The following is a 13,924-nucleotide window of genomic DNA, read 5'->3' as shown; positions in this document are numbered from 1 at the left end:
TTTCTCCTCAGGTGCCGATCGTCAAAGTCTTCAGCATCAGGTTCTTGGCGGTGTTCAGCGTCTCGACGTTGGCCTGGTACGAGCGCGAGGCCGAGATCATGTTCACCATTTCCTGCACCGGATCGACGTTGGGCATCGTCACGTAGCCGTTCGCGTCCGCGGCGGGATTGGTCGGGTCGTAGGTCGTCTTCATCGGCGTGGGATCGTCGATGACGTTCGACACTTGCACGCCGCCCACTTGTTGACCGCTCGCGGTATGCGCGCCGCCGATCGGCTTGACCGCGAACACGACTTGCTTGGCCCGGTAAGGTTGCCCGTCGGGACCGGTGGTGCTGTCGGCGTTCGCGAGATTGGACGCGGTTACGTTGAGCCGCTGCGATTCGGCCGATAGCGCCGAACCTGCAACGGTGAAGATGTTCATCAATGCCATGGCCTGAGTGCCTCTTTCGATTGACGCTTGAAGATGCGCGATGCGTGATTCGTAATAAGGAGCGGCGGCGCGGATGTGCTTAGCCGCCCGACGTGATTGCCGCGAGCATCTGCTTGAGCTGCTGTGTCATCACGGTCATGCCGGATTCGTAATGCAAGGTGTTGTCGGCAAATTGAACGCGTTCCGCGTCGAGATCGACGGTGTTGCCGTCCAGCGCGGGTTGCGTCGGCACCCGGTAGGCGAGCGTGCCGTAGTCCTGCGGCTGGCCGCCGGTCGGAATCAAGGAAGCCTTGCCGGTCATGTGACCCGCCTCGGTGGAGGCCATCGTCATGCCGCTCGTCACGCCGGCGCTCTGAGCCATCGCCAGTTGCGCCGTGCCCGAGCTTGCCGTGACACTCGTTCCCGCCGCGGCGCCGCTGCGCTTGAGCGCGCCTGCCAGTGAGGACGAGAAGTTGACGTCGCGCGCCTTGTAGCCGGGGGTGTCGGCGTTGGCGATATTCGACGACAGCAGTTCCTGCCGATAAGCGCGCACATCGAGCGCTTCACGGCCGAAGGCGAATTCGGCATCGAGTTTGTCCAGCATCGGTGTTTCTCCGTACCCAAGCGTCGGCCGCTTGTTGCCGCTTCTCGGCGTCACCTTGGTTCGGGACAAGGCGCATCGGGAAGGCTTTTTTGCATGAGGTGCATCTTAGGGGCGGGAGGCAAGAGGCAATCGGATGAATAACCGGGGAAGCCGCCCTCTATTCAACGTTTGCGCGCGGCGCGCGAGCCCTAGAATTCGATTCGTCGTCAGAATTGTCTCGATGGAGAAACCCGATGTCCGAGTCCGCCGCTTCCGATCCCGCGCGCCACCAGGCGCAGCGCGCCCTCGGCAGGCGGCGGGCGGCCGTTTCGCGCTTGGCGCGAGCTTCGTTGTGTGCGCTCGTCGCCGCTGTCCTGCTGCCGGGCGCTGCGGCCTATGCGCAAAGCGCGGGGGCGAACGGGCAGATCTATATTCCTGGCCCGGGTGAAGCGCGCGGCGCTCAACAGAGCCCGATGATTTCGATTCCGGGCCCGGGTGAGGCTCGGGGCGCCGCGTCGAGCGGGATGATCTCCATCCCCGGCCCGGGCGAAGCACACGCCGCGACGGCCCACGCCAACGGAGCCGAGACGAACGCAATGATCGTCATCCCAGGCCCCGGCGAAGTACGGCCGAGCGCACAGACCACCGCGCCGCAGCGCATCGGTGCGCTCCAACCCCCAACGCCGAACGCGGCCGCGGCGGCCGCGCCTGCGTCTGGCCGGATCATCCCGGTCATCGTCACCGCGCCGCAGCGCGCCGTGCGCGCTGCCCAGCCGGTCGCCGTGGAGCCGGCGGCGCACGCCGGTCTGGCGGCGCCGGTTCCTGCATCGGCCGGCACCCCGCGCGCGCAAGCGGTCGCAGTTGCCCCGCCCGCCCCGGCGCCGGCAACGGCTGCTGCCTCGACTACCGCCGCACCGGCCGGCCAGGAAGATGGCGAAACGATCCGCCGCACGGCGCTTTCCTACCTCGAGCAGCAGACGGTCGGTCTGCCCGGCAAGATCACCGTCACCGTGAAGCAGGTCTTCCCGCGCGGTTTGGCCGCCTGCACGACGCTCGAGCCGTTCATGCCGACCGGCGCTCGGCTCTGGGGCCGCACCACCGTGGGCGTGCGCTGCGCCGGCGCCAAACCTTGGACGCTGTACCTGCAGGCCCAGGTTTCCATCGACGCCACGTATTACCTGGCCGCGCACCAAATCGAGCCGGGCGCCGTCGTCACGGCCGAGGATCTGCTCGCGCGCAACGGCGATCTGTCGAATCTGCCGCGCGCGATCATCACCGACCCCTCCCAAGCGGTCGGAGCCGTTGCGCTGGCGCGGATCAGCGCGGGCATGCCGTTGCGTCAGGATTTGCTCAAGAGCGCGAGCGCGGTCACGATCGGGCAGACGGTGCGCGTGGTGGCCCAAGGTCAGGATTTCACGATTTCGTCCGAGGGCAGTGTGATGAACAACGCTTCGCCGGGACAGCAGGTGCGGGTCAAGATGGCGAGCGGTCAGGTCATCTCGGGCACCGTCAAAGATGGCGCGACGGTGCAGGTGCAAATGTGACGATTTGCGAAGATTTGCGTGGGACCGGATGAGGTCGATCGAGGCGGAAGCGACCTGAAAGGCGGTTGAAAGCAGGTTGACGAGGAGGACGGCCGGTCGATTCGGCCCCGAAAGCCGCGGGGACGGTCTGCCGGTGAATTTCCCGATTGCGCTAAAGTTTCGATGGGTGTCGCCGTTATCACACTCAAATCGAAATCGTTCGGGAAGCCATCGTGAAAGTCGATTCAACCTCTAGTTCCAACCTGAGCTCGCCCAAGGGCGCGGTGCAAGGTACCCGCCAAGGCGGTCAAGCCACGGCCAGCGCCACCTCCGCGGGCGGCAGCGCTGCGGCGTCCGCCTTTGCGGCCGGCGCGGGCGGCGACGCCAGCGTCAATCTATCGGCGCTCTCGTCGCAGTTGCGTTCGCTCGCGGCTTCGGGCGAAGCCGACATCGATGTGGGGCACGTCGAGTCGATCAAGCAAGCGATTGCCGACGGTACGTTGACCATGGATGCGAGCAAGATTGCCGACGGCATCCTGTCCACGGCCCGTGAACTGTTGAAGAACCCGTCGACGGGCGGCTGACGGCGCGCTGGCTGCCGCAGAAGCCTCGTCGGCGTCCATTGAGCGCGTGCATGCGCGCACGTTTTTGGCGGATGAGATGAGAGACGCCCTGCTTGCCACTGTGACCGAAGAACACGCGACGCTCGAAGCGTTCGCGTCTTTGCTGATGTACGAAGAGAAAGCGCTCGCCGCCGTATCGCCGCTCGAAACGCTGCCCGGCATCATCGAGAAGAAGGCCGAGCTCACGGAAAAACTGGCTTCGCTCGAAAAGACGCGCGACAGCCAACTGCGCCAGATGCAGTTGCCCGTCGGCTGGAAGGGCATGGAGCTGGCGATTGCCGACGATGCGCGGCTCGCCAAGCAGTGGCAGTTGTTGCAAGCCGTGGTGGAGCGCGCACGCCGCGCGAACGCCACCAATGGGCTCATGATCCGCGTGCGAATGAACTACAACCAGAACGCGCTCAATATCTTGCGCGGCGCGGCCTCGCGCCATGCGGCCAGCGTGTACGGGCCGGATGGGCGCATGGCGGTGGTTTGAGGCGGCAGTCTGCACCATTACGATTGCGCGGCCGTTAGCAGGCCGCCCAGTATCGCCCGGCGCTGATCGCAAGCAGATCCATGACAGCGCGGCGGCAATAACTTTCCTCGTGCTACAAGCATAAAAAAGTCGAGCCGCGTTTCGGCCCGAAAACCTTCCGCACGTCACGGCGGCGGCGCCAGTTGGAGCTGTACCCGGGAATCACCTGTAGCGCGTGCACCGGAGCGATCGACCGGCTACCCCATCCCTGATGCCGCGTCGCTCCGTTCGAATGAGCCGGTTCCGCCCCGGCGTTGACGAAGTGCTTCGATATCGACCAGAAGATGCCCTGCCCCTGGTACCCCGTCACCCGAGGATGCGCGAAGCCATCCTCTTGGAGTTTGTTCGCGAGGTATTGGGCAGGGGCGACGCGTCGATTGGAGAACAAGCCGCTATAACCGGGCGGATTCGCCTCGAATTTGGTGCGCGTTCTCGTGTCCGCCGACTCCCACGAAATCAAACGAAACGAACCGACTTTGGGGGCAAGTCCTTGCGATAGGAAGTATTGGGCAAGCTCTTGCGATATGTCGGCCAAGTGAGTCTCGACCGGCGTTTCCGAACGATCGGTAGTCAGCAGATCCGATCCCGCGCTCCCGTAGAGCGGGATATAGACCTTCGTATCGGCAAGTTTGCTCGTCAGCATCGCCTGCCTTTGCGCCTCGCTCAAATGCGCATCATGCTCGACGGTGGTCAGTGCATCCAAGGTTTCGATTCGGGTCGCCTCCGCCACCGCAAGATAGAACGAGCGCTCTTGGATGACGAACCGCTGCTCGTCGAGGCTCCTGCGGATTTCATCGCGCTCGCCGTCGGACAGGGCGTCCTCTCTCAGTGCTTGCTCGCTCGTGCGCAAAGCCTCGCGCGCGTCTTTCACCTCTTGACCAAGCTCATGCATGCGTTTGGCGCGGGCTGCCACCAACGCCTTCTCCACTTCCTCATTCGGGGCGAGCAGCGCAATGGGACCGCGAGGCTTGATGGAGGATGCGTCGATCCATTTGGCCAAGCGGCGCAAGTTTTCCTCGAGCGCAAATTCGAACGTATCGCCCTCGCCGCTTGGCGCATACATATAGGCATGCTGGTAGCGCAGACGTTCGCGCCGCCGATCAGGGTCCGTCGGCTCGAAAACCATCGACACGTCGCTGCGACGCGCGATGTCGGTCATGACATCGCCCTCCACGCCTGCGCGCAATGCATACGGTTCCTCCGGCAGCGAAACGTCCGCCCGCCATTTCATCTCGATGTATGCTCTGTCCTTTCGAAGATAGTCGCCAATACCGAGTCCTAACCCTTGATAGCCGGTAACCCTGGGCCGAACGAATCCTACTGCCTTCATTTTGTCCGCGAGGTATTGGGCCGCAGCGATTCGCGTTTCCCCTGGCGGTCCATAGTACCCGGCCGGATATGAGACGAGCCGCTCGCGCGGTGCGGCGTCGCCCGACCCGCACGACAGCAGCCGGATCGAGCCGATCCTCCGACTCAGTCCGTGTGCCCGCCAATGACTCGGCAGCGCCTGAATCGGGAATTCACTCGATGGGTTGCTCGATTCCGTCGCCAACCGGTCATCGCCCCACGTGCCGTGATGCACGACTTCGAGTTTGGTGTTTTCCGGGTCCTCGAACGTTTTCAGGGCCGCCGGCCCGTAGATGACGGTGTGTTTCGCCGCATCCAACTTTTCCTGAGCATTGCCCAATCGCGCCGACAACCGGGCCATCGCTTCGAAATTTTTATGCGTCGCCTGACCTTCCCACTGCAACCGTTCCTCCAATGCGTCAACCCGCTCTTGCCCCTCCTCGATCGTCGCCAGGCGCTGCTGTTCCAACAAGGCAGCGGCCTCCTCGCTGCCCGCGATCACGGGTAGCGGACCGCGCGCATTCGGTTTTCCCGTGCGCTGCATCCGCTCGCGCCGGATGTTCGTGACATAGACCTGCAACCATGTATCCCCATCGCCGCGATGTGCGTACATGTATGCGTGTTTGTATTTGTATTCGTCGGGCCGGCCGCGGTCTTCTGGCATTCGCATCCCTTTGAAGCAAAAAAAGGGGCTTTCACTGTACGCGAAGACCGGGCGCGAACCACCCGCGCCCCTTAGGAGGTCGGTGCGCACGCTCAGTATTTGAGCATGCGCGCATCATGGCGGGCGCATCATCGGTCTGAACGGCGGCGCCGATTTCTATGCGAACGACATCGCCACCCTAAAGGTGGAAGGCGCCAAGTCGTTAGCGGCGTTTCTCGAAGTTTGCGCGGAAAACGGGATCGAGCCGTACCGCCATTTTTCGGGGCGCTTCAACGCACGGATCGACCCGAACCTGCATGCGCGCGCCGTAGAGGCGGCCGCAGCGGAAGGGATCCGCCTCAACCAGTTCATCGAGCGGGCGATCGAACACGAAGTGGCGGCTTGATGGTGACTCGCATTGCGTAGGCGCGCCAAGTGAGCGCATCGAATGATCCCGGCATCCGTCACTGCGCCGCCAAGGCCTCGATGATCTCGCTCGTGGATCTCACCGCCGCATAATCCATCGCGATGTTCGCGAGCGACAGCGCATGCACGTCCTCGGCCGGCCAAAGCCGGCCATTCAAATCCCGTTGATCGAAAGTGAACGCTGCATCGGCGGCGACGATCGCATCGAACCCCAGATTGCCCGCGCTTCGCGCCGTCGCTTCGACGGAATTATTCGTGATCACGCCCGCGATGACGAGTTGCTCGATGCCGCGCACGCGCAGCCATCGCTCCAACGCCGTCGCGGCAAAGGCATCGGGGACATTCTTTTCCACCACGTGCTCGTGCGCCAACGGCGCGAACCGCGGCTGGAACTCGGCGCCGCTCTGTCCAGGCCAAAAGATCGATTCGGGGGAACGGGAAATGTGCCGGACGTGAACGATGGGCCTGCGCATCCCACGCCAAGCGGCGAGCAAGGTCTCGATGTTGCGCTCGGCATCGGGATTGTTGCGCCGGCCAAGCGTCGGCCGGGTGATCCCGTTTTGCATGTCGATGAGGACAAGGGCGGCGTTGGCGGCAAGCGGGTTCATCGCTCATCGCCCCTCGCAGGCCGCGAAGTCGAGCTCGACGTGAAGCCTGCGCAAGGCATCGAGCGTCGGCCGCCGCGCGCGAACCGTGTGATGGCTGAACCTAGTGAACGGCATGACATGCTCCCGCAAAGGCGCCGCAAATCGGCAGCGCGGCGATGCAAGGCATCTTAACGCGAGGCTAGATCGGACATGCGCGATATGCTCATTGCCGCGGGTCGATCGCTATCGCCTCGTTGTGCTCAAGCTCCGCTCGATTTCACTCCACGCTCGCCCAAGCCATTTCCCGGAGCTTCGAGCGCAGCCGCGCAACCGCCTGGCTATGCAACTGGCAAACGCGCGATTCGCTCACTTCCATCACGGCGCCGATCTCGCGCAGATTCATCCCGCGCTCGTAATACAGCGACATCAGCAACTTTTCGCGTTCCGGCAACTTGTCGATCGCATCGACCAGCGCCGCACGCAAGCTCTCGTCGAGCAGCGCCGAGAGCGGGTCCGTGTGGTCGACGCAGTAGCGGTCGAGGAACGGTTCGTCGTCGGCCGAGCGGTCGAAGTCTTCGTAGTAGATCAACTGGCTGCCGTGCAGATCCTGCAGCATCGACTGATACGAATCGAGCGGCATCTGCAGATGGTCCGCCACTTCCGTCTCGCTCGCCGAGCGGCCGAGCCGCTGCTCGACTTGATGCACGGCCGATTCCACTTCGCGCGACGTCTTGCGCAAACTGCGCGGCAACCAATCGTTGTTGCGCAACTCGTCGAGCATTGCCCCGCGGATGCGCTGACTCGCGTACGTCTCGAACTGCGCGCCCTGATCTTCCTTATAGCGACTCGCCGCATCGAGCAAGCCGATCATGCCCGCCTGAATCAGGTCGTCAAGATCGACGCTCGCCGGCATTTTCGCCACGAGTTGCAAACCAAGCCTGCGCACCAGCGGTGCGTACTGCGTCAATACATCCGTCTGGGACATTTTCCCTTGAGCGTTGTACATCGAGGGCCCCCTTTTCCTTGTCCCTAACGTTTCAAGCATGTTGGCGCGCGGCCACCGTGTCGGCCAGCGCCGACGCCGGCATCGCCGTGCGCACCGAAGCCTCGGCGCGCGGCGAGCACAACGCCGGGCGCATGGGCCAATACAACATTTCCGAAGCAACGTGACGGTAGTCACGCGCCGATTGCGCCGACGGGTATGCGTCGACGACGCAGCGCCTGAGCTCGAGCGAGCGTTCCATCAGCGGATCGGCCGTCACGCAACCGGCATCTTCGATCGACACCGACAAGTACCGCGCCGCAACTTCCGCGAGGTTCTCGAACGTCGTGTGCGCATCGGCCAAGCTCGATACATGATTGACGAGCACGCGAAACTGCGCGATCGCGTGCTCGAGATGCAAGCGCTTCATGCAGGCATACGCTTCCGTGATGGCTTGCGCCGCCACGCGCGTGACGATCATCACGTCGTGCGCCTGCGCCGCGAGCGGCGAGAGCGCACCCTGACGATCGAGCCGCGCATCGACGAGCACGACGTCGGCGGGACCGGCGAGCAGCATGCTGAGCTGCGCGCCGCTATAGGCCGCGCAGTTCTCGCGCGATGCCGCCAACACCGAGAACCCCAACTCGTGGCGCGCGCACGCTTGCTCGAGCGCAACCTCGCCATCGAGCACGGCGCGCAGCGAACCCACCCCGCGCAAGCCGCCGAGCATCGCCGACACACTGTTTGCACCCAGCCGCTCGTCGATCACGAGCACGTCCTTGCCGAGCGCGGCCAGCGCCGCGGCCAAGTTGACCACCGTCGACGTACAGCCGACGCCCACCGGGCCGCCCGTAACCGCAACGACACGCGAACCGCTCTTAGCGAGCAGCCTGCGCAGCCCCTCTGCCTGATCGGTGACTTGTTTAACCAAAGCGAACCTCGTGCAGCTCGGCGCTCGTGCGGCTCGACAGCGCCGAGAGCAGTGCAGGAATATCGTCGTCGTGCGGCACGAACGGCGAGCCGTCGCGCGGAATGCAGAACGCGCTCTTGATCAAGAATTTCTTCGTCGCGACATACAGGTTCTCCGGCACTTTCTGGCCCGTCGATACGTAGTGCACGGGCAGTTTGTAGCGGATCACCGTATCGAGCACGCCGCCCAGATTCGTCGCTTCGTCGAGCTTGGTCAGAATGCAGCCGGCCAGTTCGGGCTGGCCCTCGGCGCTGCTGTAGGCCTGCACCACTTCGTTGAGCGTGTCGCCGTGGCTCGTCGCGTTCAGCAGCAGCAGCCGCTGCACCGGCAGCCCAGCGCCGCACAGCATGGCGATCTGGTCCGAGACCGTGCGGTCGCGTTGGCTCATGCCGATCGTGTCGATCAGCACGATGTGTTTGTTGCGCAGCTCGGCCAGCGCCAGTTGCAGGTCGGCGCCGTCCTTCACCGCGTGCACCGACACGCCGAGAATCTTGCCGAAGATGCGCAGTTGCTCGTGGCCGCCGATGCGATAGCTGTCGGTCGTCAAGAGCGCCACCTTGCTCGCGCCGAAGCGCATCACGCAGCGCGCGGCAAGCTTGGCCGTCGTGGTCGTCTTGCCCACGCCGGTCGGCCCCATCAGCGCGAACACGCCGCCGCGCTCCATCAGCGCGTCTTCGTTTTCGAGCACGGGCAGGTTCGAGCCCAGCACTTGATGCACCCAGTCCATCCCGGCGTCGAAGTTCTCGACTTCCGGCATGTGGTCGACCACCATGCGCACGAGCTGGGCCGAGAAGCCGGCCGAGAACAGCGCCTTCGTGATTTCGCCGTTCACAGGGCTGCGCCGCTGGCGCTCGCCCCACATCAGTCCGGCAAATTGCTCTTCCATCATGCCGCGCATCGCCGACAGCTCGCTCATCACCGTCTGGTTGACGATCTCTTCCACGCGCGCGCGGATCGCATCGGCCATCGCCTCCGCGTCTTGCTCGGCCGCGCCTTCGAATGCGGCCTTGGTCACGCGCGGCGCCGCGCGGCGCGCTGCCACGCGGGCAGCTTCGTGCGCCCACTCGGGCACTTGGGCCGTCTCGAGTTCTTCGGGCGAGAGCACGCGGCCCGGCGCACCGAGGCCCTTGGCCGCCGCCGCGGACGGCGTCATGGCGTGCGCGCGCGAGCTGTGCGCGGGGCGCTCGTTTTGCGCCACGACGCGGCGGGCATGGTCGATCAGCCAGGGGTTCGATTCACCCAGCGTGCGGGCGTCGCCGCCGGCATCCGCAGCGCTCGTAGGTGCGCCGCCGGCCGTGCGGGCGGCTGCCGGCGCGCCCGATGCAGCGCTACGCTCGGCCATCGCGGCGCGCTCGTTCGCACGCGGCGCGGCGATGGCGGCGGCATCGGTCGAGGCCGGACGGCTCGTTTCGTGGCCGTTCGCGCCCACTTCGGGACTCGCGCCGAAGACGGCCGAGAACACATCGGGCATCCCGTTCGCGTAGGGGTTGGACGCCATCGCGCTCGGATGAGCGGCAGCGGCCGCAGGCTGCGAGGTCAGGCTGGGCGCGGCGCACGCATAGGGGTTGGCCGCCGGCGCGAAGCCGAGGTTTTGGCCAGCGCTTTGCGTCGTTGCTTCGCCCGCATCGGGCGTAATGTGCGCGAAATCCGTGTCGGCCAGCGCGACGATTTCGACGCTGCCGTCCTCATTGGTCCGGTTCGACAGCACGACGGCGTCGGCACCGAGGGCTTCGCGCACGAGGCGCAGTGCGTCGCGGCTCGTTGCGCCGATGAATTTACGAATGTTCAAGCTTGACCCCCAATGAGGTTAACGACTTTGATCGTGCGCGTCTCGGGCACTTCGGCATACGAGAGCACTTTCAATTGCGGCAGGTTGCGGCGCAGGAATCGCGCGAGCATCGCGCGCAGCGCGTGCTGCACGAGCAGCACCGGAGGCAGCCCGGCGTTTTGTTGACGGGTGATCGCCCTTTGCGTCGCCGCGAGGAGCGTGTGTGCGAGGCCCGGCTCGAGGCCAGGGTTCGCACCCGTCGAGAGCGCTTGCGAAAGCACACGCTCGAGATTCGAATCGAGACCCATGACCTGCATTTCGCTCGCGCCCGGATACCACTGCTGCGTGATCGCGCGGCCCAAGGCCAGGCGCACGCTCGCGGTCAGGTCGTGCGCGTCGGTTTGCTTGCCGGCGTGCTCGGAGAGCGCTTCAAGGATCGTGCGCATATCGCGGATCGGCACGCCTTCCTCGAGCAGGTTCTGCAACACCTTTTGCAGCGTCGTGAGCGAGAGCGTCTTGGGCACCAGATCTTCGATGAGCGAGGGTGCGTCCTTACCGGTGCGCGTGATCAGCGCTTGCACTTCCTGGCGGCCGAGCAATTCGGCGGCATGCTGCACCACCAGATGATTCAAGTGCGTGGCCACGACGGTGCTGGCGTCGACGACGGTGTAGCCGTACACCTGCGCTTGCTCGCGCAAGTTCGTGTCGATCCAGATGGCGGGCAAGCCGAAGGCTGGGTCTTGCGTCGGTTGGCCCGGCAGTGCCGCCGTGACCTGCCCCGGATTGATCGCGAGCCACTGGCCCGGGTAGGCTTCGCCCACGCCCACTTCGACGCCCTTGAGCGCGATCCGGTAGCCGTTCGGGCGCAGTTCCAAGTTGTCGCGAATGTGGATGACAGGAGGCAGAAAGCCGATTTCCTGGGCGAACTTCTTGCGAATGCTCTTGATCCGCTTGAGCAGTTCGCCGTCGCTGTTCTTGTCGACGAGCGGAATCAAGCGGTAGCCCACTTCGAGGCCCAGCGTGTCGATGAGCGTGACGTCGTCCCAGCTCGCTTCGTGGTTCTCCGCGGGAGCCGCGATGGCCGGCGCCACGTCGACGAGAGACACGCCCGCCTTGGCCGCTTCGCTGCGTTTTTTCATCGTGCGGCCGAGCTGGATCGCGCCGCCGCCGAGCAGCAAGAACGCGAAGTGCGGCATGTTCGGGATCAGGCCGAGCAGGACGATGATCGAACCGGTGATCATCAACACGCGCGGGTTCGTGAAGAGCTGCCCCGTGAGTTGGGTGCCGATGTCCTCGTCGGTGGCCACGCGCGAGACGATCACGCCCGCCGCCGTCGAGATGACGAGCGAAGGAATCTGGGCGACGAGGCCGTCACCGATCGTGAGCAGCGTGTAGGTCTTGCCGGCCGAGGCGAAGTCCATACCGTGCTGCACGACGCCCACGATCAGGCCGCCGAGCACGTTGACGACCATGATGATGAGGCCCGCGATCGCGTCGCCGCGCACGAACTTCGATGCACCGTCCATCGCGCCGTAGAACTCGGCTTCTTGCGACACCGACTGGCGACGCTTGCGCGCGCCGTCTTCGTTGATGAGGCCGGCATTCAAATCGGCATCGATCGCCATCTGCTTGCCCGGCATCGCATCGAGCGTGAAGCGCGCGGCCACTTCGGCGATACGCCCCGCGCCCTTGGTGATCACCATGAAGTTGATGACCATCAGGATGGCGAACACGACGATACCGACCGCGAAATTGCCGCCGACGAGGAAATGGCCGAACGATTCGATCACTTGACCGGCGGCGCCCGGGCCGGTGTGGCCTTGGAGCAGCACGACGCGCGTGGAGGCGACGTTCAGCGACAAGCGCAGCAACGTCGAGAACAGCAGCACCGCCGGGAAGGCCGCGAAATCGAGCGGCTTTTGCGTGTACATGCTGACGAGCAGCACCATCACCGACAGCGCGATATTGAACGTGAACAGCAGATCGAGCAGGAACGGCGGCAACGGCAGGATCATCATGCCGAGGATCATGCAGATCAGGATCGGACCTGCGAGCGCACGCAGGTTCGTGCCGCTCAGCATTTGGCTCTTGCCGAACAGGGTGCCGACGCGGGCATTCATGCCGATGCTCCTTGGTTGGGCTCGCCGAGGGCTTCGTTGGCTTCTTCAAGTTCGTCGGACTCGGCAATCGGGCCCTTCTTGTCCAATTCGGCGGGCACGTCGAGTTCGGTCGGCGCGGCCGGAACATCGCCGCCTTCCTCGCGGAACTTGCGCAGTTGATAAACCCAGGCCAGCACTTCGGCCACGGCGTTGTAGAGCACGCCGGGAATTTCGCGGTTCAGTTCGACGTTGTGATAAAGCGCGCGAGCGAGCGGCGGCGCTTCGAGCATCGCGACGTTGTTCTCGGCCGCGATCTCGCGAATGCGGGCGGCGACGAGGTTCACGCCCTTGGCGACGACCTTCGGCGCCCGCATTTCGCCGTCGGCGTACTTGAGCGCGACCGCGTAATGCGTCGGGTTCGTCACCACCACGTCGGCGGTGGGCACCGCGGCCATCATGCGGCGACGGGCGATGGCGCGCTGCTGCTGGCGAATCTTGCCCTTGACGTGCGGGTCGCCTTCGTTTTCACGGTGTTCCCGCTTCACTTCTTCCTTCGTCATGCGCAGCTTCTTGTGGTACTGCCAGAGTTGATAGGGAACGTCGGCCGCGGCGATCACGAACATGCCGGCGACGGTCGTCGCGCAGCATGCGGCGACGATCGATAGCCCATGGCCGAGCGCCTTGTGCAGCGGCTCGCCTGCCAGCGCGAGGATCTCGGCCTTGCGATGCCAAATGGCCGTGGCGCCGACGATGCCGACGAGCAGCGTCTTGGCGAGCGCCATGCCGAGCTGGATGACGCCGTTGATCGAGAAGATGCGGCCCATGCCCGCGATCGGATCGACCCGCTCGAACTTGAACTCGAACACCTTGGGCGAGAGAAGCCAGCCGCCGAGGGCCATCGGTGCGGCGATCGCGGCCAAGCCCGTGAGCGCGAGAATCGGCGTGACCGCCAGGAATGCTTCGCGCCCGGCGTTGCCCGCGCCGATCAGCATGCGGTTCGTGTCGACGAGGCTCGCATGGTTGAACGTGAACGCGCCGCGCAGCATGTCTTGCAGATGCAGGCCGATCGGACCCGACAGGCCCCATATGCCGAAGAAGCCGGCGCCCAAGAGCGCGAACGTCGCCAATTCCCGCGAGCGCGCAACCTGCCCCTCCGAGCGCGCCTTTTCCAGGCGCCGGGGGGTTGCCGCTTCGGTTTTGTCGAGGTCGCTGTCCTCTGCCACGGGGAATTTCTCCGAAAGAATCGCGGCGACATGCCGTTATCCAGTGAGAGCGATTATTCCCGCACCGGTCAATGGACGATCGGCGGATAAGGCGGGGGAAACGGGTGCATTTCGAGTGATCGGCGCGGCGTCCGGGCGGGCGCGGCGGCGCGGCGAGAAGGCGTGGGAGAGCGCGGCGGGAGAGAAGGCGCGACACTCGAGCGCAGCGTGCGCCGCGGTGGAGT

13 protein-coding genes are annotated in these 13,924 nt (G+C 64.9%); 4 read left to right on the top strand and 9 right to left on the bottom strand.

The annotated features are described in order from the left end of the window. Positions 1 to 7: 7 nt before the first annotated feature. On the bottom strand, positions 8 to 430 hold the full coding sequence (gene flgC / locus QQS38_RS17980) for a flagellar basal body rod protein FlgC (RefSeq protein WP_277430707.1): 423 nt from the start codon (positions 428 to 430) through the stop codon (positions 8 to 10). 79 nt (positions 431 to 509) lie between these two features. Continuing rightward, positions 510 to 1,013, bottom strand: coding sequence for a flagellar basal body rod protein FlgB (gene flgB, locus QQS38_RS17975; RefSeq protein ID WP_479646713.1), 504 nt, complete (start codon positions 1,011 to 1,013; stop codon positions 510 to 512). 233 nt (positions 1,014 to 1,246) lie between these two features. Between flgB and flgA the strand changes: the two genes are divergently transcribed. The 3 genes from flgA (at position 1,247) to QQS38_RS17960 (ending at position 3,616) form a co-directional block, all read left to right on the top strand. Next, positions 1,247 to 2,536, top strand: coding sequence for a flagellar basal body P-ring formation chaperone FlgA (gene flgA, locus QQS38_RS17970; protein WP_479646712.1), 1,290 nt, complete (start codon positions 1,247 to 1,249; stop codon positions 2,534 to 2,536). Positions 2,537 to 2,748: 212 nt separating this feature from the next. Continuing rightward, on the top strand, positions 2,749 to 3,099 hold the full coding sequence (gene flgM, locus QQS38_RS17965; RefSeq protein ID WP_479646711.1) for a flagellar biosynthesis anti-sigma factor FlgM: 351 nt from the start codon (positions 2,749 to 2,751) through the stop codon (positions 3,097 to 3,099). 76 nt (positions 3,100 to 3,175) lie between these two features. Continuing rightward, positions 3,176 to 3,616 carry a flagella synthesis protein FlgN gene (locus QQS38_RS17960; RefSeq protein ID WP_479646710.1) on the top strand — a complete coding sequence of 147 codons (441 nt, stop codon included), beginning with the start codon at positions 3,176 to 3,178 and terminating at the stop codon, positions 3,614 to 3,616. Positions 3,617 to 3,728: 112 nt separating this feature from the next. Here QQS38_RS17960 and QQS38_RS17955 read toward each other — a convergent pair whose 3' ends face one another. After that, on the bottom strand, positions 3,729 to 5,666 hold the full coding sequence (locus tag QQS38_RS17955; protein WP_479646709.1) for a hypothetical protein: 1,938 nt from the start codon (positions 5,664 to 5,666) through the stop codon (positions 3,729 to 3,731). Between the two features lie 184 nt (positions 5,667 to 5,850). On the opposite strand from QQS38_RS17955, the gene QQS38_RS17950 reads away from it, so the two are divergent. Continuing rightward, positions 5,851 to 6,051, top strand: a complete 201-nt coding sequence (locus QQS38_RS17950; protein WP_479646708.1) for a toxin-antitoxin system HicB family antitoxin — start codon at positions 5,851 to 5,853, stop codon at positions 6,049 to 6,051. A 58-nt stretch (positions 6,052 to 6,109) separates the two neighbouring features. Here the strand turns inward: QQS38_RS17950 and QQS38_RS17945 are convergent, their stop codons facing one another. The 6 genes from QQS38_RS17945 to flhB all read right to left on the bottom strand — a co-directional run bounded on the left by QQS38_RS17945 (position 6,110) and on the right by flhB (position 13,700). Beyond that, positions 6,110 to 6,679: a cysteine hydrolase family protein gene (locus QQS38_RS17945; RefSeq protein WP_479646707.1), complete on the bottom strand. Its 570-nt coding sequence runs from the start codon at positions 6,677 to 6,679 to the stop codon at positions 6,110 to 6,112. 256 nt (positions 6,680 to 6,935) lie between these two features. Continuing rightward, positions 6,936 to 7,664: an RNA polymerase sigma factor FliA gene (locus tag QQS38_RS17940; RefSeq protein ID WP_479646706.1), complete on the bottom strand. Its 729-nt coding sequence runs from the start codon at positions 7,662 to 7,664 to the stop codon at positions 6,936 to 6,938. Between the two features lie 31 nt (positions 7,665 to 7,695). Beyond that, positions 7,696 to 8,571 carry a MinD/ParA family ATP-binding protein gene (locus QQS38_RS17935; RefSeq protein ID WP_479646705.1) on the bottom strand — a complete coding sequence of 292 codons (876 nt, stop codon included), beginning with the start codon at positions 8,569 to 8,571 and terminating at the stop codon, positions 7,696 to 7,698. Further along, on the bottom strand, positions 8,564 to 10,399 hold the full coding sequence (gene flhF / locus QQS38_RS17930) for a flagellar biosynthesis protein FlhF (protein ID WP_479646704.1): 1,836 nt from the start codon (positions 10,397 to 10,399) through the stop codon (positions 8,564 to 8,566). Before flhF ends, QQS38_RS17935 begins: the two co-directional genes overlap by 8 nt. Continuing rightward, a complete protein-coding gene (gene flhA / locus QQS38_RS17925; RefSeq protein ID WP_479646703.1) occupies positions 10,396 to 12,498 on the bottom strand; it encodes a flagellar biosynthesis protein FlhA in 2,103 nt (700 codons plus the stop codon). Before flhA ends, flhF begins: the two co-directional genes overlap by 4 nt. Then, complete coding sequence (flhB, locus tag QQS38_RS17920; RefSeq protein WP_479646702.1) at positions 12,495 to 13,700, bottom strand: flagellar biosynthesis protein FlhB; 1,206 nt, start codon at positions 13,698 to 13,700, stop codon at positions 12,495 to 12,497. Before flhB ends, flhA begins: the two co-directional genes overlap by 4 nt. Positions 13,701 to 13,924 lie beyond the last annotated feature (224 nt).

This window comes from Trinickia sp. Z7 (assembly GCF_056498045.1).
The sequence above is the reverse complement of the archived record's forward strand: the minus strand, read 5'-3'. Positions and strand labels throughout refer to the sequence as shown.

Bases quoted from the DNA above. Each gene is read 5' to 3' on its own strand.
- QQS38_RS17940 (WP_479646706.1), bottom strand. From the start codon at position 7,664: ATGTACAACGCTCAAGGGAAAATGTCCCAGACGGATGTATTGACGCAG.
- QQS38_RS17945 (WP_479646707.1), bottom strand. From the start codon at position 6,679: ATGAACCCGCTTGCCGCCAACGCCGCCCTTGTCCTCATCGACATGCAA.
- QQS38_RS17960 (WP_479646710.1), top strand. From the start codon at position 3,176: ATGAGAGACGCCCTGCTTGCCACTGTGACCGAAGAACACGCGACGCTC.
- flgA (WP_479646712.1), top strand. From the start codon at position 1,247: ATGTCCGAGTCCGCCGCTTCCGATCCCGCGCGCCACCAGGCGCAGCGC.
- flgC (WP_277430707.1), bottom strand. From the start codon at position 430: ATGGCATTGATGAACATCTTCACCGTTGCAGGTTCGGCGCTATCGGCC.
- flhA (WP_479646703.1), bottom strand. From the start codon at position 12,498: ATGAATGCCCGCGTCGGCACCCTGTTCGGCAAGAGCCAAATGCTGAGC.
- QQS38_RS17955 (WP_479646709.1), bottom strand. From the start codon at position 5,666: ATGCCAGAAGACCGCGGCCGGCCCGACGAATACAAATACAAACACGCA.
- flgB (WP_479646713.1), bottom strand. From the start codon at position 1,013: ATGCTGGACAAACTCGATGCCGAATTCGCCTTCGGCCGTGAAGCGCTC.